Here is an 18,620-nt window from a genome sequence, read left to right as displayed (position 1 = left end):
CACCAGATCGGGAAGTCTTTTTCAGAGTTTCCCTAGACTTCAGACTGCCCGCGGTGTGCCACGCCATCCTTAGCGACAGAAAGGGGGAACCCGGAACCCCAGAAAATTCCGCCCTCACGAGCGATCCGTCCTAGATAGCCGCTACAGCTAGTGGTTCATCAGTGCAGAAAGTGCCGAGCCGCGCTCGGCAAGGAAACGTTGCAATAAGTAGGGATAGGCTGGATCGACGGCGTCGCGTACGGTCGGCCGCGCAGCCAAGGCGACGCGCCAGGCGCGCACCCGAGGCGTGGCCTTGAAGATGGCGAGGTCGGCAATGCCATCGAAGACATCGAAGTATCGGAAGACCGGGCCGAACACGGCATCGACGACCGAGAAATGCTGGCCAGCGAAGTACGGGCCGTCGCCCAACACTACTTCAATCTGCTCGAACCGCTTGCGCATCTCTACGACCTTGTCCTGCAGCACCTTATCGTCTGCGGCGTTGTAGAGACCGGCGATGGTGTTCAGCACGGCAGAGCCAAACTCCATCCAGGCGCGATGACGGGCACGTTGGAGGGCGTTGTCCGGATGCAGCCGCGGCAGCGTCGTGTCCTCCAAGTATTCGCAGATAACGGCCGATTCGAAGATAGGCTCGCCATCCACCAAGAGCACCGGTGTCTTACCCAGCGGGGAGATGCTCAGGAACCAGTCCGGCTTGTTCGAGAGATCGACATGAATGCGCTTAAAAATTATGTTTTTCTCGGCGAGCACGATAGCTGCACGTTGCACATAAGGGCAAAGCTGGTGGCTGACGAGGGTGAGCTGTGTGTTCAAGGCTTGTCCTTCAATTAGCCGGGATCAGGCGGCGGCGGCTGCGTAGGTTCAATGCGCCATCGCCTGCAAGCCATAGGACCAACGAGGCGACGAATAGGAAGGCTGGGTATTCCCAGCCGCCTCCTGGGGCGGTGAACACCCATCCATTGGCGGAGTGCACGGAAATTACCACGGCCATGACGGGCGCCAGCGCTAGCGAGACTTGGCGCGCATATACACCAAGGAGGACGGCCAAGCCGCCGAGCAGTTCGACGGTGAACACTGGATAAGCCACCCAGCCGGGAAATCCAATGCTAGTAAAGTAGTCGGCAGTGCCGGGCAACGTGAATACCAGTAATTTCAACAGCGCGTGGGCGACCCACACAGTGCCAAGGCTCACGCGCAGCAATGCTATGCCGAGATCGGTGCTTCGGGTGAGAGACGATGTCATTTAAGGGCTCCAGTTGAGTGTAAGGAGTCATTACGATAGGATTTCCAATTTGCAATGTTAATAGGCGCGGAGGAAATGTGTGAATGCGAAAATGCAATACAAGCTTGGGGCATCCGATCTCGATACCATACTCGGCTTGGTGCGTGCCGGATCCTTAGCCGCCGCCGGTGAGCTGCTCGGACAGGACACGTCCACAGTCTTCCGCAACCTGCAGCGCATCGAAAAAGGCCTTGGCCTCCGACTCTTCGAGCGCTCGCGGTCTGGATACCTAGCGACGGATCTGGCTCAGGAATTGGCGGTCCATGCGGAGCGGATGGAAGCAGAACTCGAGTTCGCTCGCTCTGCGACACAATCCGATCCCGGGCATGTGTCGGGCTCGGTGAGAATCACGACCACGGACACAGTGCTGCACTCCCTAGTAGCACCTGCACTGAAGCTGCTGAACCCTCTGCACCCCTTGTTGACTTTTGATTTGGTAGCAGGAAACGAACTGGCCAGTCTGACGCGGCGGGACGCCGACATTGCGGTACGTGCAACCAAGCGCCCTCCTGCTCACCTCGTCGGCAAGCACGTGGGGCCCATTCGCGTTGGGCTGTTTGCGGCATGCACAGTCGGGTTAAATAATTTCGAAGACTCTGTGCTCGCCGCGCAGAGCTGGATCGCGCCTGACGATGCCCTGCCAGAACACCCCAGCGTAGTCTGGCGAAAGATGCGCTTCCCGAAAGTGATGCCGAAGTATCGCGTCAACAGTATATTGACGGTCGCTGAACTTGTGAGTCTCGGCATGGGGGTCGGCCTGCTTCCGTTGTTCCTCGGGCAGCAACGAAAGGATCTGGTGCAACTCGGTGGCGAGATTGAGGAATGCCAAACCGAACTGTGGCTGCTTACGCACACCGACGCGCGCCATCTGCGGCGGGTCTCAGTGGTGTATCAGCATCTTGCAACCCATCTGGTGCTACCGTAGCACGCCCATTTCAGCTAAAAACGGCCCTTGGTTTACGACTGCTCCTTGCACACTCACTCAAGGCGACCGAGCAACCCATCGACACCCATAGCGCGGCGGGCAAGGCCTTCCTTGACATGCTTGAAGTATTCACTGAATTCGAATCCAACCTCCGGCGCGAGCGCCAGCTCGAGGGAATCGCCGCAGCCAAGGCGCACAGTACTTACCATGGACGCACGACGGCTGTCAGTCCTCGTTTAATGACTGAGAAGTTCACGCCCCAAATAGCCCTCCCAGCGCGCTACCTATCGAGTAAAAGCACATGTTAGCGCCGCCCAAATGACTTGGGGCGTCGGGTCTTGTGGCAAAAATTAGGCTTTGGTTAGTGACATGTACCGCCTGCATCGAATCAGCGCCACAGCCTTGCTGCTCTGGTTTCTCTCATCCTATTTTTTCAACTGCTCGCTGCGAGGGCGCCGGCAACACCTCGGCGTTTTTCAAGGTAGTTGTTGCGTCAACCGTCTGACTATGCCGCTCTTTTCTCGACCTGTTGCTCTCGAACCGGGTTCAACAGCACGGTACCGATCGGCTCCCAGTTACGTGTTCGACCCGACCACCGCCCCGGCTTTTTCTCTTTGGCTCGTTCGACAACTCATGTCGCAGGGCCAAGACCTGATGGTCCAGTCCTCGATGCCGCTCAGCTGGTGTGACGAACCGGATGGCTATGCCGATGCGTTCGGGCATAGGCCTGGATAACGTCTGTTTCAGTCCACCGTTGCAAGGTCCGCAGCGATAGATCGATTTCCCGGCAGGCCCTGATTTTTCGGGCGCCCGCCGCGACCGCCTCGCTCAGCCAGTCAACTGGCAACTGCCGTTCTGGCAAAGACGTCAGTTGTCCTCGTTGTCGGTCCCCCAGTAGTCGTTGATCTTTTTTCGCGGCACCAACAACGCGGCTGTTTCAGCGAGCGCCTTGTCTTTGCGGCGCAGTTCGCGCTCAAGTTCCTGGATGCGTTTCTTATCTTTGCGAGACTGCTCCCGATCGTCTTTTTGCTGGGCCTTTTCCGATTTCCGGCCGGTGATGAAGGCTTGTCGCCAGGCAGTGATTTGCTCGGGGTAAAGGCCTTTGCGGCGGCAATACTCGCCCAGGTCGATCTCGGACAAACGGCTGCTTCGAGGACAACAGCAAACTGGGTTTCGGCTGACCAATTCTGAGTCGATTGTTTATTTTCGGACGCTGCACTTCCTTCAGAACTGAGCTGCTTGCGCCAGTTGGACAAAGACATTTCGCTGACCCCTTCGCGCCGGGAAACCTCGGCCATCGACAGGTTCGTGGGAGAGCAGCATCTTGCGGAGGTCAGCCACGCCGCCGTGAAGCATTGCTGAATGCGTGCCGGAGGTTTATTGGTGGATGAGAAAGGTGAACCCATCAACTATGGAACGCAAAAAAAATGGCGGCCGTGTCGCAGCGATGTATTGGTGCACTGCAGGTCGAGAATTGACGCGATGGGCACCGAGTATCCATAAGCGATGCAATTTGGAGTAAAGAAGGGAGCTCGTAGTAATCCGTGGCATGCAGCATTGTGCTTGAGGCCAGAAACTATGCTCGCACCCTCAGAGGTCACAGCGTTTGCATCAACCAATCCCTGAATGCTCTTAAGGACGGCAGCGTTTCATTACGTGTCGGGTACACCAGGTAATAGCTCCGACGACTGATGATCGGCTCTCCCAAGCACGTCAATTCTCCCTTGAGCAACTCCTCCTCAACCAAAATACGCGGCACTAAGCCGATTCCAATGCCAACTCGTACGGCATGGATCAAGTGTGATGTCATTTCGAAACTGGGACCGATGCGCATCGCGCGATGAGGCAGAGCATGATGGGAAAACCATTCGGCCCATGCTTGTGCATTGCTGCTGACATTGAGCAGCAACTGATTGTCCATGTGCTGCTCGGCCTCTGTCCGCTGAGCCTCAGACAAGAGCGGGCTGGCAATGACCACCAGCTCCTCGGTGTGCAAACGATGTGCAGTCAGGCCTGGCCAATCACCATGGCCAACGCAAATGGCAGCATCGATTTCGCTAGTGTCGAAGTCGATTGCCTCGATGCGCGAATGCAAATGCACTGTCATGCCTTGGTGGGCGGTATAAAAATCTTTCAAGCGGGGTAGCAGCCACTTCGAGCCAAAGGTGGGCAAAGTCGCCAAGCGCAAGCTATGAATTCCAGATTGGAAGGCCATCGCCTGAAGAGTGGCGCTTCGGATCTGCCCAAGCGCTTCAGACAGTTCACGCTGATACATGCGGCCAACATCTGTGAGAATCACTCGGCGCCCCTCACGAGCAAACAGCCGCATGCCCAGTAACTTCTCTAGGATTTGCACCTGCCGACTGACCGCGCTTTGCGTCAAGGACAGTTCATGTGCCGCCCGCGTATAGCTTTCATGGCGCGCGGCGGCATCAAAAGCCAACAACAGCGACATGGAGGGTGTCAGAAGCCTTGGATTCATTCGCTTTAGTCATCAATTTTGGGCGGAATATTCGTTTGTGGTGCTCAGCATATCGAATGAACATTGGACCTTAATAACGAGGAAGACTGGCGTATTCATTCGCGTCCTACAAGCCTCTTCGTTGTTTTTCCTGATTCGACTGAGACCTAACCACAATGATCGCTCAGCTTTTACCTTCCGCCGCATTGACGTCGAACTACCGTCAGTTTCTTTTGGACTTAACCGCCACTGGTTTTAAAGGGGAAATCAGCGACGAATACGCCAGTCGTGTGGTTCTGGCCACCGACAACTCGATTTATCAGCGTATGCCACAGGCGGCCGTGTTCCCAATGGACGCTGCGGATGTGTCGTGCATAGCCCGATTAATGGCGAAGCCGGGATATGAAGAGGTCGCGATCACGCCGCGCGGTGGAGGTACTGGGACGAACGGCCAATCATTGACTGACGGCATCGTTGTTGATGTTTCAAAGCATATGAACCGTATTTTGGAAATCAATATTGCGGAACGCTGGGTCCGTGTTGAGGCCGGCGTGGTGAAAGATCAACTCAACACCGCGCTGAAAGCGGCCGGACTATTTTTCGCGCCGGAATTGTCCACATCCAACCGCGCCACGATTGGGGGGATGATCAACACTGACGCCAGCGGTCAGGGCAGTTGCACCTACGGCAAGACCCGTGATCATGTGCTTGAACTCAAGGCCATCTTGCGCGGCGGCGAGCCGTTGCATGGTCGTCCGCTGAATGAGGATGAGCTACAAGACCAGTGCTCTCGAGAGGATCGCGTGGGTGAGGTGTATCGGTGCGCCCGTCGAATCATCGATGAAAAGCGCGATCTGATAAAGGCCCGCTTTCCGGATCTCAACCGTTGCCTGACCGGTTACGACTTGGCTCATTTGCGTGAGCCCGACAATCGATTGAACATTAACAGCTTGCTGTGTGGCGCCGAAGGCTCGCTTGGTTTCCTGGTTGAAGCCAAGCTAAATGTGTTGCCGATTCCTAAATACACGATGCTGGTCAATATTCGCTATTCAGGATTCATGGACGCGTTACGCGACGCTCGTGCATTGTTGAAACACAAACCTCTGTCCATCGAGACGGTGGATTCGAAGGTACTCTTGCTAGCGATGCAGGACATCGTTTGGCACGGCGTAGCGGAATACTTTCCAGCAAGCCCTGAACGACCAACACTAGGCATTAACCTGGTCGAGTTTTGTGGTGACGATGCCGAAGAGCTCGAAGATCGGGTGGCGGCTTTTGTCGAGTATCTCACCGTCGACATTGGCGTTGAACGACTGGGCCACACCTTGGCCGTTGGGCATGCCGCCGTCACCAAGGTTTACGCCATGCGCAAAAAAGCGGTTGGCCTGCTCGGCAACATTCAAGGAGAGGCGCGACCGCAACCCTTTGTAGAAGATACTGCGGTCCCCCCTGAGCGATTGGCCGACTACATTGCCGAGCTTCGCGATTTTCTAGACAGCTATGGCCTGCAATACGGAATGTTTGGTCATGTCGATGCCGGCGTGTTGCACGTGCGACCGATACTCGACATGAAGGACAAGGCGCAAGCCGCACTGATCCGGCCGATCTCCGATGGAGTTGCAGAACTGACTCAACGCTATGGCGGCTTGCTTTGGGGTGAACATGGCAAAGGGCTGCGGTCGCAATATGCGCCCGCATTCTTTGGTGAGTTATATGCTTCGCTGCAAGAGCTTAAAGAGGCTTTCGACCCATTCAATCAATTCAACCCCGGCAAAATTGCCACGCCGTTTGGCCGAACGGACTCGTTGCTGAAAGTGGACGAAGTACCGCTGCGGGGTGATCTAGATCGAACCATCGATGAGCGGGTCTGGAAAAGCTTTGGCACGGCGATGCATTGCAATGGCAACGGCGCTTGCTACAACTTTGACCCGGATGACGCCATGTGCCCTTCATGGAAAGCCACTCGCCAGCGCATTCATTCGCCTAAGGGCAGGTCTGCGTTGATACGCGAATGGCTTCGCCTGCAAGGTGAGGCAGGAATTGATGTGCTCTCGGATGTCTGTCGCCAACCTTTATTCTTCGGTGGCTTTATCCGGCGATGGAGTAATACCCGCAAACAACGCAACGGGGCCCAGGACTTTTCCCATGATGTGTATGACGCTATGGCAGGTTGCTTGGCGTGTAAATCCTGTGCAGGACAATGCCCCGTGAAGGTGAGCGTACCGGAATTTCGTTCACGGTTTCTGGAACTGTATCACACCCGTTATCTGCGCCCGCTCCGCGACTACCTGATTGCGTCACTCGAATACACTGTCCCCTACATTGCCCGCATGCCAGGCCTTTACAACGCACTGATGGGCGCAAATTTCACAAGTCGATTGCTGGAACGACGGGTAGGGATGGTTGACAGTCCATTGCTTAGCCGTTTCGATTTCCAAGGCGCCGTACGGCGATGGAATGTGCAACCGGCTACAGTGCAAAAGTTGTCGTTACTCAGCTACGAACAACGCTCACGTAGCGTCATCTTGATACAAGATGCGTTCACTCGTTATTTCGAGACTCCGTTACTGGCAGATTTGATGGAGTTGATTTCGCGGCTGGGGTATCAGCTTTATTTGGCTCCCTTCAGTCCAAATGGCAAGCCGCTGCACGTACAGGGCTTCTTGCCCGCTTTCAATCGCGCGGCGGTGCGTAGCGCCGAACAATTGCGCACTTTAGGCGGATTTGGCATACCTCTAGTGGGCCTGGACCCCGCGATGACGCTTGTTTACCGACAAGAGTATCTCAAGGTGCCGAACATCGACCAGTACTCCCAAGTGGCTTTGCTCCAAGAATGGCTGCTGACTGTGCTGCCCGAATCGCCAGCGCTGTCGAAGCCTTCGCACTTTCGACTGTTGGCCCACTGCACCGAGAAAACCAATGCACCGGCCAGCTCCCGTCAGTGGGAACAAGTGTTCGATCGCGCCGGGCTCCGGTTGACTACGCAAGCGACGGGGTGTTGCGGCATGTCGGGGACTTACGGTCATGAAGCGCGAAATAAAGAAACGTCTGTGTTGATCTTTAATCAATCATGGGCTCGCCAACTTACGGCACCAGAAGTGCGAGGAGAGGTGCTGGCTACCGGTTACTCATGCCGCAGCCAAGCTAAACGTCTGACCGATAAGACTTTGCGGCATCCGTTGCAGGCGTTATTAGACGTTTATCGAAGCACACACACTATGACTTAATAAACGATAATTTTTTAGTTAAGACGAAATTAGTTACTTTTACACCGCATTAAAATTTGGCGCGGAGTGCCGTGAAAAAGAAAAAACTTGGTGTCTATTAACAAAAAAGTAATTATTTAACGAGCCCGTAAATAGAAACTAGAAATAACTTGTTACCGACAGTTGATAGACGTTAGTTTTTTCATGTCACATGGCCATATAGCTAAGTAACTTGGAAAAATCTAATCCGCGTTTAGTTGTTGCACCTCATTCGAGTAGTTTTTCAATAGCCGGCCATGTTTCACGCTTCAAGGCATGAACACAAACCTAACCCACTCCTGGTGAGACAAAGCAATGAGCATCCGCGAAATACCACTAACCAATGCCACCTGGAGTTCAGGAGAGTATCTCCAACAACCCTGACGAAAAGCGTCTTTAGTTGCCTTTTAGATTTTTCCAGCAACGGATGTTCTGAGTCGTCGATGTCTCCGAATATGGCTTGCCAATAGACCGTAGTGTTTACGCATGCGATTTTCTGAAGAGAGCTATCGTCCGAAATGACTCGATCTAGATGGTCATCGATTTTGTAACTAGCAGAAAGACGCAGTTCCCACCGCCGTTACCCTTTTGGTTCGAGCGTAAAAGCCATTTCCGCTCGTTCAGCGTAACGATCTTTATGCAGGTTCACATGTGTTCACCGTACCGACTATCTAGTACTCATCCGGCTATGGCAGATGCAACGCCTGCATGGCCCGGCATTTGTTTCGACAATATCAGCCATGACTGGATGATCGCCAACATCCCTATGGATAAGGTGATTTTGCGGAAATGGCTCAAGGCGGGTTACATCTACCAGAACGAACTATTCCCCTGCCACGCCGGAACACCGCAAGGAGGCATCATTTCTCCGGTGTTGACACCAACATGACACTGGATAGTTTGGCAGCGATGCTGGCGAAGAAATTTCCCAATGCAAAGTGGACAGCCCGAAAGATGCGCGTGGTGCGTTATGCAGATGACTTCATCATCACTGGCTGTTCGAAAGAGTGGCTGGAGAATGAGGTCAGACCTGCTGTGGTTCAATTCCTGGCAGAACGTGGACTGATCCTCTCCCCGGAAAAACCAAAATAACGCACATCAGGGACGAGTTCGACTTCCTCGGATGGAATTTGCGTAAGTACAACGGCAAGCTCCTGATCAAGCCATCGAAAGCGAACATCAGGGCGCACCTTGCCAAACTCCGAGAAGTGATCAAGACCAACAAGACGGCCAAACAGGTCAATTTGATAGGGTTGCTCAATCCGATTTTACGGGGATGGGCGAACTACCATAGCCATGTGGTTGCCAAGAAAGTCTTCAATCAGGTAGACCACGAAGTCTGGGTAATGCTCTGGCGATGGGCGGTGAGAAGGCATCCGCGCAAAGGTGTCCGATGGGTCAAGGACCGAATCGATAAACCCTGGCGGATAAGAACACTGATTTCCACGTGTTGCTCCTTGGACAGCATGGGCAGCTCGCAAAAGCTGCATTTTGCCCAAGTGGGTCAGTTTTGCATCGGTACTGACACATAAGCCCGTTACCAAAGACACGCCGTGGGATGTTCGCCACATCGTGAAACGGGCTCATAGAGGAACGGAGGCGGCAGTCAATCTTGAAATCTACCCTCTGCGCTGCCCCAGAGATCAGCAGTATGCCAATGTTAAAGAAGTATCGCCGGGTGCTTGATAGTGCCTTTGTAGAGGCTTGAGCCGTGTGCTGGGAAACTCGCATGCACGGTTCTTAGGGGGTTGGACGCGGGTGACCGCGTCTGACTACCCGACCGGGCGATCAAACCTTTTGTAATTGGGCGTAAGGCATGGCTGTTCAGTGATATGCCCAAAGGCGCTACCGCCAGCGCTCAGATCTACAGTTTGGTCGAGACCGCCAACATCAACGGCCAAGAGCCTTATACGTGGCTGCGCTATGTACTTGAGCGGTTGCCGCATGCCTCGTCGGTAGAAGACTACGAAGCTTTGCTGCCGTGGAACTGCTCGCCAGAGATGCCACGGTAAACCAAAGCCCTATCTCGCGGTAAATGGGGTTCATGGAGCGGATACGGGACATCGAACTCCCGATTCAAGATATTCGGGATATCCAACCGTTGCCCGTTTATAAGCATGAGACCCTGGCTGTTTACTCACGAGGTCAAGCTCACGCATCAAGCTGCGTACTTTGAACCGACCGAGTTGCTCACCATCGTCACGCATCAACGAGAGAATGCTACGGCTGCCGGCAGCACTGCGGCTTTGTGAAAACAACTCGCTCACCCGGCTGCGTAACCGAACCCGTTCGACATCCGGCGTTCGGCGCTTGAGACAGTGGGCGTAGTAACTTGAACGATTGATCTCAAACACTTTGCACAGACAATCAACCGGTTCATGGACGCTCAGCTGATGGATCAGCGCGTACGCTCGTGATCTTCCGACATCAAGAGCGCGGTAGCCTTTTTTAGTATCGATTTTTCCCGTTCAAGGCGGGCGATCCGGGCTTCAAGCTCCTGAACCTTCTGCTGCTCTGGAGTTAGTGCTTTGCTCTGTGGGGTGACGCCTTGGCGTTCCTTCTGAACCTGGTCAACCCAACGGCGCAGGGCCGACTCGCCGACGCCGAGTGAACGGCTGGCTTCGATGAAGCTATAGTTTTGCTTGAGCACAAGGTCGGCAGCCTCGCGTTTGAATTCAGCAGAAAAGGAACGGCGTTGTTTGGTCATTCTGACACCTCGATCTGGCGAGCATTCTCGCCTAAATGGGTGTCCGGCTCCATTAGACCACTACAACATAGAGCGAAATGGCCAGAGAACGAGACCGCCCGCAGACCAATAACTGTCTGCAGGCTGTTCCTTGCCCTGCGGATTAATCCCTAAGAGTATTCAAGAAACGGGATAGGTCACTGCCTTCTCTCCCTATCTCAGAAATCATCGTCATGACACGCTGTGACTTTTCTTCGCCCCATATCGATTTGGTGAGCGCTAAGTACTTGTCTTGCAGACGCCTATCGGAGAGCGGATGCTCTTGATCGCCCACCGCGGCGTGAGGCGCGGACTCAAGCTGCGTGCCGTCCGTAAGTTGCAGGGTGACATGCGCCCAACGTTCAGCCGGAAACTTGGCACTGTAGTAACCAACCTCCACCATCTTGGTCCGCGCGCAGATTGCCAACACGGCAGGATCGATCAGCCCCCTGCCGTCAAGATGAGCAGCTTCAACCTTGCGATTGACCACGGCCACGGCGATGGGAAAGATGCTGGCATATTGAGCTTGCTCAGTCGTGATGGGAATCCCCTGATAAAGACGTGTCGCCTGGTGAAAAGTTGAAACGGTAATTGTCTGGATAGCGGCAGGATCAATGTTATGACGCTGGATGAGGTCTAAGGCTGCATCGATTCCTGGGTGTATCCATCGGCAGCAAGGGTAGGGTTTGAAGTACTGATCCATGATGAGCCAGCTCGATCCCAAGGTGCTCCAAATCCCACTTACTTCGGGCGCAGTAACGGTCAGCGCTGGCGCTCCGGTAAAACCATCCAGTGCGAGAAAGGCCGCCGAAACACCCGCCATTGCGCCCCAGCCGGAGCCGTCTTTAACCATCGTTGGAAAATCAACACCTCGCATCATCTGACTGCGAGGACCATGGTATTCCGCAATGCCAATGGCATGCTCAAACTGATCGGCATCAGCGCCAAGCAAGTGCGCGCAAATCGCAGCACAGTTCACTGCGCTCCAAGCGCCCGACGTATGATAATCCGAGGCCGTGGCATGCAACGCCATCCCCGCCCTGGTTCCGATTTCGTATCCGGCCACTAACAGTGTAATGAACTCTCTGCCCGTAATGCTCTTGTCGGATGCTTCTAGCATTGCGATTAGAGTTGGCAGTAAAGCGCACCCAACATGACCTTTGGTTAGGCGATGGCCGTCGTGCGCATCGATGGAATCAATCATCATTCCCCCAGCGAGGGCGGCGCCACCAACACTGAGCGGAATTCCGCCGAGAAGCGAGCGCGCAGTTGGCCCCCGAGTAGGCGCGGAAAAGTGTTGTCCGACGTGACGATGGATTACCGCCGACAGCTGAGTTTGCGAGCCCGCAACCGCAGTACCAATTAAGTCGTACAAGCAGCGACCAGCTTGCTCCAATACAGGCTTTGGCAAATCTTCAAAACAGAGATTTTTAAGAAAAAACTGTATCTGATTCATGGTGTTATTGAATTCCGTCAGACCCAATAGGGAGCCAATTGTGACTTCGGCACGTTTAGCAATTAGCTTTGATTCAGTTGCCGATCACGCTGGAAAACTTACTGAACAAAGGGCTCTCGTCGAGCATCCACTCGGTGTGCCCACCAACCTCCAGTAAGAACAACGCCTTGGGCCCCGGATATTTGGTATAGAGTGATTCTGGTTCCGTTACCGGATGCAGGGCGTTGTCTGCTGAATATGCGATAAGCAAAGGCGTATTCTCGAACCCTTCGAGATTTGCTTCCGGATTAAAAGAAATCAACGAGTCAGCAAACGTTAAGGCTGAAGTCACTCCATAGTCAGTATTTTTACGCAGGACGTTATTTACGTATTTCGTATTGACGGCTGAGCGAATCCAATGGATAGATACGAAGGGGTTGATACCGTGAGCTTCACCACCTCGAGTGAGGCGGCAGCGCTCAAAAGCCATAAAATCGACGAATGCGCGCCAGCCTTTTTCTCCTCGCAGTGCCTTTTGTACGCGCTTGGCATCATAGAAGCCGTTCATGGCCACCAGGCCATCAATATTTGGATTGATCTTAAAAGCATCAAAAATTAGACCACCGGCCATCCCCCAGCCAGCAAGGACGATTTTACATGCTGTCAAATTGGCACGCTCACTGACAAACGCCACCGCGTTGGCGATGTCACGCGCCTGCTCTTCTAATAGGACTTTTCCACGCGGGCCTTCACTTTCGCCAAACCCTCGGTAATCGAAGCCAAAGGTTGTAAAGCCTTTTGGCGTAAGAGCACGCGCAAAGCGCTCTGGATGAATGTGTTTTAGTCCAGTAAAACCGGAACAGACGATTACGATCGGCAGTTCGGGAAGATTGTGTGAATCGTCTATAAAGAAAGCGCCATCAAGCAAAAAACCGTCACTATTAAATTTTACTTTCTGCTCGATCATTCCATTGCCCTTTTCTTGCAGTAAAAATAATAGAGTCATAGTCCAGATTTATGCCTAGTTAAAATAAAACAAAACCGACATAATAACGATCAATTCCGCCAAATTTGATGTTTACTGTATTGAGCGAGGGATTAAGTGGACACGGCAGATCGTATCGACGCGACGCTACCAACCGAGCGGATTGGCTTCTTTTTGGTACCTGATTTTTCCATGCTTTCTTTTTCAGCAACGATTGAGCCACTACGAATGGCAAATCGAATGAGCGGTAAAAGTCTTTATGAATGGTTTATATTTACAGCTACCAATGAGCCCGTCTTCGCCAGCAATGGGATGAGTTTTTGTCCTTCACGTCAGCTGGAAAACTTTCAAGATATCGATACGTTGATCGTGGTCGCCGGAATTGGCGCTCATGTTTACGATGACCCCGTAACAAAGCAATGGCTTAGACGCCTGTCAGCTCAGAAGTTGAATATTGGAGCTACCTCCACTGGCAGCTTATTACTAGCGCGCTCGGGTTTATTAAAGACGCAGACCTGCACTATTCACTGGGAAAATATTGATAGTTTTCGGGAAGAGTTTCCTCGTCTCAATATTACTGGCGAGCTGTATGAGATTGATGGTAAGTACCTTACCTGCTCAGGAGGGTTGGCAGGCCTCGATATGATGTTGTACCTGATAGGTAATCGCCATGGTGAAAGCCTGGTTCATGCGGTCGCCGAACAGTGCATCCACCCCAATATACGCCCGGCCCACGAAAATCAGCGTATGTCGTTACAATCAAAGTTTCATGTGAACAATCCGCGGTTGATTAAGGCAATAGAGGTGATGCGCGAACATCTGGATGAGCAGTTGAGCAGTCAAGAGATTGCCAAAGCCGCTAATCTTTCGAGCCGACAGCTGGAGCGGTTGTTTCAAGAACACTTATCGACCACCCCAAACCACTTCTATCTTGATTTGCGTCTAGATCGAGCCCGATTTCTACTCGTGCAATCCAGCTTTTCTATCGTTGAGGTCGCTAGCATCTGCGGATTTGGATCCACATCATATTTCGCCAAGTGTTATCGAAAGCGCTTCGGGCAACTGCCCCGAGAGGATCGGGGCAAGCTAAAACCGCAATGAAGCCTCTGATGGTGTTCGTGTCCACGCTAGGGCAAACACAATGTTACAGGTGGAGCTCGAGGCAGGGGCCTTGCATCAATAGGTAACGGACTTGTACCTCATGTCCGAAAGCGTTCTACCAAGCCATTTAGATCAGTGGACAATTTAGCGAGGTTATGCGAATCGCCTCGGGCTGACTCAGCCAGTTTTGCTACCAACTGCGCGTCGCCTTGAATCTGACTGATATGTCGATTGATGTCTTCGGCTACTTGATGCTGTTCTTCTGCAGCGGTGGCGATTTGCGCATTCATATCGCGGATCACATCCACGGAGCCTCGGATCAGCCCGAAGCTGCTACTTGCCTCATTGATGCTCGTGACAGTGAGTTGTGACACCTCCAGATTCGCGTGCATTTGTTTTCCCATGCTTTGTGTTCGCAGCACTAAATTGCTGAGCAGATTGTCGATTTCTGCCGTTGATTCGGCGGTACGTTTCGCGAGAGCTCGCACTTCATCTGCTACTACAGCAAAACCACGGCCTTGTTCACCCGCTCGCGCAGCTTCGATGGCCGCGTTCAGGGCCAGAAGATTAGTTTGCTCAGCGATCGCCCGTATCGTGCCAAGAATCGCCTGAATGTTGTTATTGTCCTGCTCTAAGAGTTGCATGGCAGTAGCTGACTGAGAAATTTCTTCCCGCAATAGCTCGACATTTTTCACTGCAGCATCAATTTGCCTTTGACCTTCATGGGTTTGTCTTTGCCCATTGTCTGCGGATTCGGCGGCTAGAGTGCAGGAGCGCGCTACTTCGTTTGCCGTAGCGGCCATTTCGTGAAAAGCAGTAGATACCATGTCGATCGACTCACGCTGCCTTCCCGCGGCCTCCGCCATGTCTACTGAAACTTGGGCAGAGGTCCCTGACGTCTGATGGATCTGTTTAGCGGCATGGCCGATATTTAAAATCAGCTGGCGGATCGTAGCGACGAATTGATTGAACCAACCCGCAAGCTGTGCAGTTTCATCCTTTCCTTTAACGTTTAACGATCGTGTCAGATCGCCCTCTCCTTGCGCTATACCCTCTAGGCCAGAGGCGACGGCGCGAATAGGGCTAACGATTAATCCAGCAAATGTTGCGCCCACAAAGGCAAATACTAGCGTGAGGATCGTCGCCAAACTGACAATGGTCCATGTCAAACTGGTAGCAGTGCCCATCACTTCACTTTTAGGGATTAGCCCAATGAAGCGCCAACCGAGCTGTTCAGAAGGCCAAACATTCGCCATATAGAGCTCACCATTTAGTTGCACTTCAACTAAACCACTTTCCTGCGTTGCCAATGTGGAATAACCAGCACCTAGATCTTTGAGCTTCTTGAAGTTGTTTTCAGGGCGATTGGGGTCGACTAGAACGGTGCCATTGTTCTCCAATAACATGAGGTAGCCACTAACGCCCAGTTTTATATTCTTAACGGAATTGGTGAGTTGGCCGAGTGAGACATCGATACCTATCACTCCCCCTGGATTGCCCAGACTTGTGGCAACGCTGCGCACGCTACCCACCAATGCCGCCCCATTTCCAGAGCCCCAAGTGTATGCGGCAGTGCGGACCGGTTTACCTGGGTTTGCCATTGCTGTCTGATACCAAGGGCGATTTCGCGGGTCATAATCTGTTAACTTAATATCCTCGGGATAACTTACGTAGCCACCATCAATAGTTCCCAACGATATGAATGTATATGCTGGGTGGCTCCCGGCAAAGCTAGTAAAAAAATCGTAGATTTTTTGTTCTCGCTCACCCATTGGCAATTTTGATTCATCGGTCTTCATCCAGCGTTTCAAACCGCTATCTGCGTTTCGAATCAAAGGATGACTGGCGATATAATCAATATTCTGATTGATGCCATCAAAGAACAGCAGCATAGCGTTTTCAACTTGCCTAATTTCGCGCGAACTACTATTCACAAACTCAACATTTGCTGCGCTACGGAGATTTAATATTACGAGGGTTGCCACCAGCATGATTGGTATGCAGGCGATGAGAGAGAATGCCAAAGTCAACTTCTGTTTAATGTTCATCTTGATATCCTTGATTAATACAGAGCGCAGTTGGTTTTGATGGTCGGCAAAAAACAAATAAAAAAAGGGCCAGCTTGTGGCTGGCCAAAAAGGGAACTTCATTAATGCGAGGAGTCTAGCCAGTCAAATCAAAAGTAATAGCCGATGTTAGTATACAGTCGGTTTTCCCACTGATCACTGCCACCAACCCCAAGGCTCTCGGAATAACTACTGCCGCCGATGTACGGGTCATTTTTCCCATGCAGCCATTCGACGGCAATCCAAAGATCTTTAAAGGAAAATGACGTACCAGCTATGAAACGCTGCGAATCCTTAAACGAGCTTTCTGATTTATCAAACCTGCTGTAGTTACCGTATACCTGAACTCCCGATGCCAACCAGTAAGTACCTGGCACGTCATAGCTCACATGGCCAATGTAAAGATTGCCCTTAGCGGCTACGTTGAACGTGCCGTCATAACCACCGAAAGTTACAGTCTTGTTCGTACCGGCATTCTCTGCGTTCATTTGCTGGCGAGTGGCTTGCAGCGCAGTGCCCCAGCGACCATTTTTGCCGTTGTAGTGCAGTGCAAATGCGGAACGTCGACCGTTGTCACCGGTATCCTTGTTCTCCAAGGTGGAGGTCAACACCGAGCCACCTACTTCTGAAGCCCAGCCGGCGATATCAAGCTTCCGCGTTAAGCGCAGAGCAAGTTTATCTTTTTCCTTATTATCACTACCGTCAACTACATAGTCGTCAGCATCCGCCACGTTAGTCGAGTAAGATTTCCCCCCACGACTGGTACCTTTCCACTGCCCTCCGTCGTTGACATAGTACGCAGCCTGCAAATTCCAGTCAGGGCTGTCTTTGATGTACTTGACGCCCAAGTTGTGCACATCTTCCAAACCGATTACGTTACCCAGGCCTTCGAAAAAAGTTGTACCAAAGTAAGGCTGCAGACCAAATGGGACCTGGTTGAGACCAACCTGAACTTGTTGTGTTGGATCAAACTTGTAACCAATCCACGCATACGAGGCAAACGCTACGTCGCAAATGCTATCGGTGTATTGATACGGATACGATCCACCATAGCAGCGATACGACCCGGCACCTATCCAAGTATCAGACTTGTATTTCGCATCGATCCGGATGGTGTCAAAGGATAACTTTTGGATATCTTGGTCCGGATCATAATCAAACCGTGCTCGTATCGCCCCCCCGATATCCAAATGTTCGGTTACCGGCGCCGCAAAACCTTTCGGATTTAATAATACAAATACAGACAAAAACATCAACGATTGTAGTTTTTGTTTTTTTGAAAAGTACAATTTACGTTTCCTTTTTTTCTTTTTTTATATGGTAAGTGTCAAGACGCAGAAAACCGCACCGCTAACTTTTGCAGTTTTTGAATCTTGGTGGAGGCTTGGAAAAACCGAACTAGTGTTGCATCTCGAGAACGTTGATTAAGGTCTCGTTACAAAACGCGTATGGCGTACCTCAATCAAAGTAGAGATTTTACAAGTGGGGTATTAGCGTCGCGAATAGTCGGTAAATCGAAACGAGCCCGACCAATTGCCTCGAGGTCTAAATCAGCCCAGATCAGGTGCTCCCCGTCCTTGGCCTGAGCTAAGGTCTCACCCCGTGGCCCGAGAATTCTGCTCCCCCCCCAGAAATGCGCGTCTAACTCAATATCGCAACGGTTTGCCATGACCAGCGGTACACCATATGTCATGGCATAAAACTGCAGATTCAAAGCCCATCCTTGCGGATTCGAAAAATCGTCCGATACCACCCCATCGGCCGAATTTATGGGAGCCAATAGCAAGCTCGGTTGTTTCATCATCGCTGCGTGTACCAACCCAGGATTCCACAAGTCGGCGCAGATGAGAGTAGCGGTAGGCCACTCTGGTTTGGCGTCGTGAAGGGCCAAATGCTTCGACGCGGAATACAGTTTGCCTTCCTCAAGACCTCCGTAAGTCGGCAAATAGAGTTTTCGGTGGACGAAGCACACCTCGCCGTGGTGCAGCCAAGCCATCGAATTGTAGAACTCACCAGGTGCAGCCTGTTCGACAAAGCCACATACAACCAAAATGTCCGGAAACTCTTTAGCCAAAAGCTGAAGACGTTCATCGGATGCACTCATCGCCACCGCTGGCACGTTTCGACGCAGTTGGTAACCCGTCAATGAAAGCTCCGGAAATAGCACCAGTTCGACATTTTCTTGCTGAGCTTGTCGAATCAGTCGTTGATGCGTTTTCAGATTGCCTTGGATATCGGTTAATTCGACTGCAATTTGTGCCGCGGCGACGCGAAGGGTCTTCATTGGTGCACCTGGAACGGTCGGAAAATGAGTTGAGTTTTGGTCGTGTTCTGCATGACGCCCAGAGGGCCGGCGATGGATTCAGTGTCCAGGACCGGAACTCAGTCAACCGCG

15 protein-coding genes and 3 pseudogenes are annotated in these 18,620 nt (G+C 52.4%); 8 read left to right on the top strand and 10 right to left on the bottom strand.

Features of this window, described 5'->3' with window-relative positions; all coding sequences use genetic code 11:
* Positions 1-147: 147 nt before the first annotated feature.
* Both ACYZTR_RS10385 and ACYZTR_RS10380 read right to left on the bottom strand, forming a co-directional pair.
* Positions 148-813 (bottom strand): glutathione S-transferase family protein, encoded by a 666-nt coding sequence (locus ACYZTR_RS10385; RefSeq protein WP_461978576.1) that lies wholly within the window; start codon positions 811-813, stop codon positions 148-150.
* 10 nt (positions 814-823) lie between these two features.
* Positions 824-1,243 (bottom strand): DoxX family protein, encoded by a 420-nt coding sequence (locus tag ACYZTR_RS10380; RefSeq protein ID WP_461978574.1) that lies wholly within the window; start codon positions 1,241-1,243, stop codon positions 824-826.
* Positions 1,244-1,322: 79 nt separating this feature from the next.
* On the opposite strand from ACYZTR_RS10380, the gene ACYZTR_RS10375 reads away from it, so the two are divergent.
* Both ACYZTR_RS10375 and ACYZTR_RS10370 read left to right on the top strand, forming a co-directional pair.
* A complete protein-coding gene (locus ACYZTR_RS10375) occupies positions 1,323-2,207 on the top strand; it encodes a LysR family transcriptional regulator (protein ID WP_461978572.1) in 885 nt (294 codons plus the stop codon).
* Entirely contained in the window at positions 2,105-2,515 is a 411-nt protein-coding gene (locus ACYZTR_RS10370) for a recombinase family protein (protein ID WP_461978570.1), read from the top strand. Before ACYZTR_RS10375 ends, ACYZTR_RS10370 begins: the two co-directional genes overlap by 103 nt.
* 197 nt (positions 2,516-2,712) lie before the next feature.
* On the opposite strand, the pseudogene ACYZTR_RS10365 reads toward ACYZTR_RS10370, so the two are convergent.
* Positions 2,713-3,505, bottom strand: a pseudogene (locus tag ACYZTR_RS10365) (hypothetical protein).
* A gap of 299 nt (positions 3,506-3,804) precedes the next feature.
* Positions 3,805-4,689 carry a LysR substrate-binding domain-containing protein gene (locus ACYZTR_RS10360; protein WP_461978568.1) on the bottom strand — a complete coding sequence of 295 codons (885 nt, stop codon included), beginning with the start codon at positions 4,687-4,689 and terminating at the stop codon, positions 3,805-3,807.
* 155 nt (positions 4,690-4,844) lie between these two features.
* On the opposite strand from ACYZTR_RS10360, the gene ydiJ reads away from it, so the two are divergent.
* From ydiJ to ACYZTR_RS10335, 5 genes and pseudogenes are all read left to right on the top strand, one after another.
* Positions 4,845-7,895, top strand: coding sequence for a D-2-hydroxyglutarate dehydrogenase YdiJ (gene ydiJ / locus ACYZTR_RS10355; protein WP_461978566.1), 3,051 nt, complete (start codon positions 4,845-4,847; stop codon positions 7,893-7,895).
* Between the two features lie 550 nt (positions 7,896-8,445).
* Positions 8,446-8,802, top strand: a complete 357-nt coding sequence (locus ACYZTR_RS10350) for a hypothetical protein (protein ID WP_461978565.1) — start codon at positions 8,446-8,448, stop codon at positions 8,800-8,802.
* A complete protein-coding gene (locus tag ACYZTR_RS10345) occupies positions 8,799-9,005 on the top strand; it encodes a hypothetical protein (protein WP_461978563.1) in 207 nt (68 codons plus the stop codon). Before ACYZTR_RS10350 ends, ACYZTR_RS10345 begins: the two co-directional genes overlap by 4 nt.
* A gap of 38 nt (positions 9,006-9,043) precedes the next feature.
* Positions 9,044-9,445, top strand: a complete 402-nt coding sequence (locus tag ACYZTR_RS10340) for a group II intron maturase-specific domain-containing protein (protein WP_461978561.1) — start codon at positions 9,044-9,046, stop codon at positions 9,443-9,445.
* Between the two features lie 246 nt (positions 9,446-9,691).
* A pseudogene (locus tag ACYZTR_RS10335) lies at positions 9,692-9,925 on the top strand (transposase domain-containing protein); the annotation flags it as partial.
* Positions 9,926-9,963: 38 nt separating this feature from the next.
* On the opposite strand, the pseudogene ACYZTR_RS10330 reads toward ACYZTR_RS10335, so the two are convergent.
* The 3 genes and pseudogenes from ACYZTR_RS10330 to ACYZTR_RS10320 form a co-directional block, all read right to left on the bottom strand.
* A pseudogene (locus ACYZTR_RS10330) lies at positions 9,964-10,620 on the bottom strand (transposase); the annotation flags it as partial.
* Between the two features lie 142 nt (positions 10,621-10,762).
* Positions 10,763-12,094, bottom strand: a complete 1,332-nt coding sequence (locus tag ACYZTR_RS10325) for an MmgE/PrpD family protein (protein WP_461978559.1) — start codon at positions 12,092-12,094, stop codon at positions 10,763-10,765.
* 73 nt (positions 12,095-12,167) lie between these two features.
* Positions 12,168-13,040, bottom strand: coding sequence for an alpha/beta hydrolase (locus ACYZTR_RS10320; RefSeq protein WP_461978557.1), 873 nt, complete (start codon positions 13,038-13,040; stop codon positions 12,168-12,170).
* 135 nt (positions 13,041-13,175) lie between these two features.
* Here ACYZTR_RS10320 and ACYZTR_RS10315 point away from each other — a divergent pair, with 135 nt between their 5' ends.
* The gene (locus ACYZTR_RS10315) at positions 13,176-14,159 is read left to right on the top strand and encodes a GlxA family transcriptional regulator (RefSeq protein ID WP_461978555.1); all 984 of its coding nucleotides are present in this window, start codon (positions 13,176-13,178) and stop codon (positions 14,157-14,159) included.
* Between the two features lie 98 nt (positions 14,160-14,257).
* On the opposite strand, the gene ACYZTR_RS10310 is transcribed toward ACYZTR_RS10315, so the two are convergent.
* From ACYZTR_RS10310 to ACYZTR_RS10300, 3 genes are all read right to left on the bottom strand, one after another.
* Complete coding sequence (locus tag ACYZTR_RS10310) at positions 14,258-16,207, bottom strand: methyl-accepting chemotaxis protein (protein WP_461978553.1); 1,950 nt, start codon at positions 16,205-16,207, stop codon at positions 14,258-14,260.
* Between the two features lie 128 nt (positions 16,208-16,335).
* Positions 16,336-17,478 carry a hypothetical protein gene (locus ACYZTR_RS10305; RefSeq protein ID WP_461979648.1) on the bottom strand — a complete coding sequence of 381 codons (1,143 nt, stop codon included), beginning with the start codon at positions 17,476-17,478 and terminating at the stop codon, positions 16,336-16,338.
* A gap of 209 nt (positions 17,479-17,687) precedes the next feature.
* The gene (locus ACYZTR_RS10300; protein WP_461978551.1) at positions 17,688-18,509 is read right to left on the bottom strand and encodes a nitrilase-related carbon-nitrogen hydrolase; all 822 of its coding nucleotides are present in this window, start codon (positions 18,507-18,509) and stop codon (positions 17,688-17,690) included.
* Between the last annotated feature and the right edge of the window lie 111 nt (positions 18,510-18,620).

Source organism: Pseudomonas sp. Hz4 (genome assembly GCF_054898165.1).
Note: the sequence above shows the minus strand (reverse complement) of the source record. Positions and strands in the feature narration are given on the sequence as shown.

Excerpts from the sequence above, each read along its gene's own strand:
- ACYZTR_RS10370 (WP_461978570.1), top strand. The coding sequence starts at position 2,105 with ATGCCAAACCGAACTGTGGCTGCTTACGCACACCGACGCGCGCCATCT.
- ydiJ (WP_461978566.1), top strand. The coding sequence starts at position 4,845 with ATGATCGCTCAGCTTTTACCTTCCGCCGCATTGACGTCGAACTACCGT.
- ACYZTR_RS10380 (WP_461978574.1), bottom strand. The coding sequence starts at position 1,243 with ATGACATCGTCTCTCACCCGAAGCACCGATCTCGGCATAGCATTGCTG.
- ACYZTR_RS10350 (WP_461978565.1), top strand. The coding sequence starts at position 8,446 with ATGGTCATCGATTTTGTAACTAGCAGAAAGACGCAGTTCCCACCGCCG.
- ACYZTR_RS10305 (WP_461979648.1), bottom strand. The coding sequence starts at position 17,478 with ATGTTTTTGTCTGTATTTGTATTATTAAATCCGAAAGGTTTTGCGGCG.
- ACYZTR_RS10345 (WP_461978563.1), top strand. The coding sequence starts at position 8,799 with ATGACACTGGATAGTTTGGCAGCGATGCTGGCGAAGAAATTTCCCAAT.
- ACYZTR_RS10320 (WP_461978557.1), bottom strand. The coding sequence starts at position 13,040 with ATGATCGAGCAGAAAGTAAAATTTAATAGTGACGGTTTTTTGCTTGAT.
- ACYZTR_RS10310 (WP_461978553.1), bottom strand. The coding sequence starts at position 16,207 with ATGAACATTAAACAGAAGTTGACTTTGGCATTCTCTCTCATCGCCTGC.
- ACYZTR_RS10360 (WP_461978568.1), bottom strand. The coding sequence starts at position 4,689 with ATGAATCCAAGGCTTCTGACACCCTCCATGTCGCTGTTGTTGGCTTTT.
- ACYZTR_RS10325 (WP_461978559.1), bottom strand. The coding sequence starts at position 12,094 with ATGAATCAGATACAGTTTTTTCTTAAAAATCTCTGTTTTGAAGATTTG.
- ACYZTR_RS10300 (WP_461978551.1), bottom strand. The coding sequence starts at position 18,509 with ATGAAGACCCTTCGCGTCGCCGCGGCACAAATTGCAGTCGAATTAACC.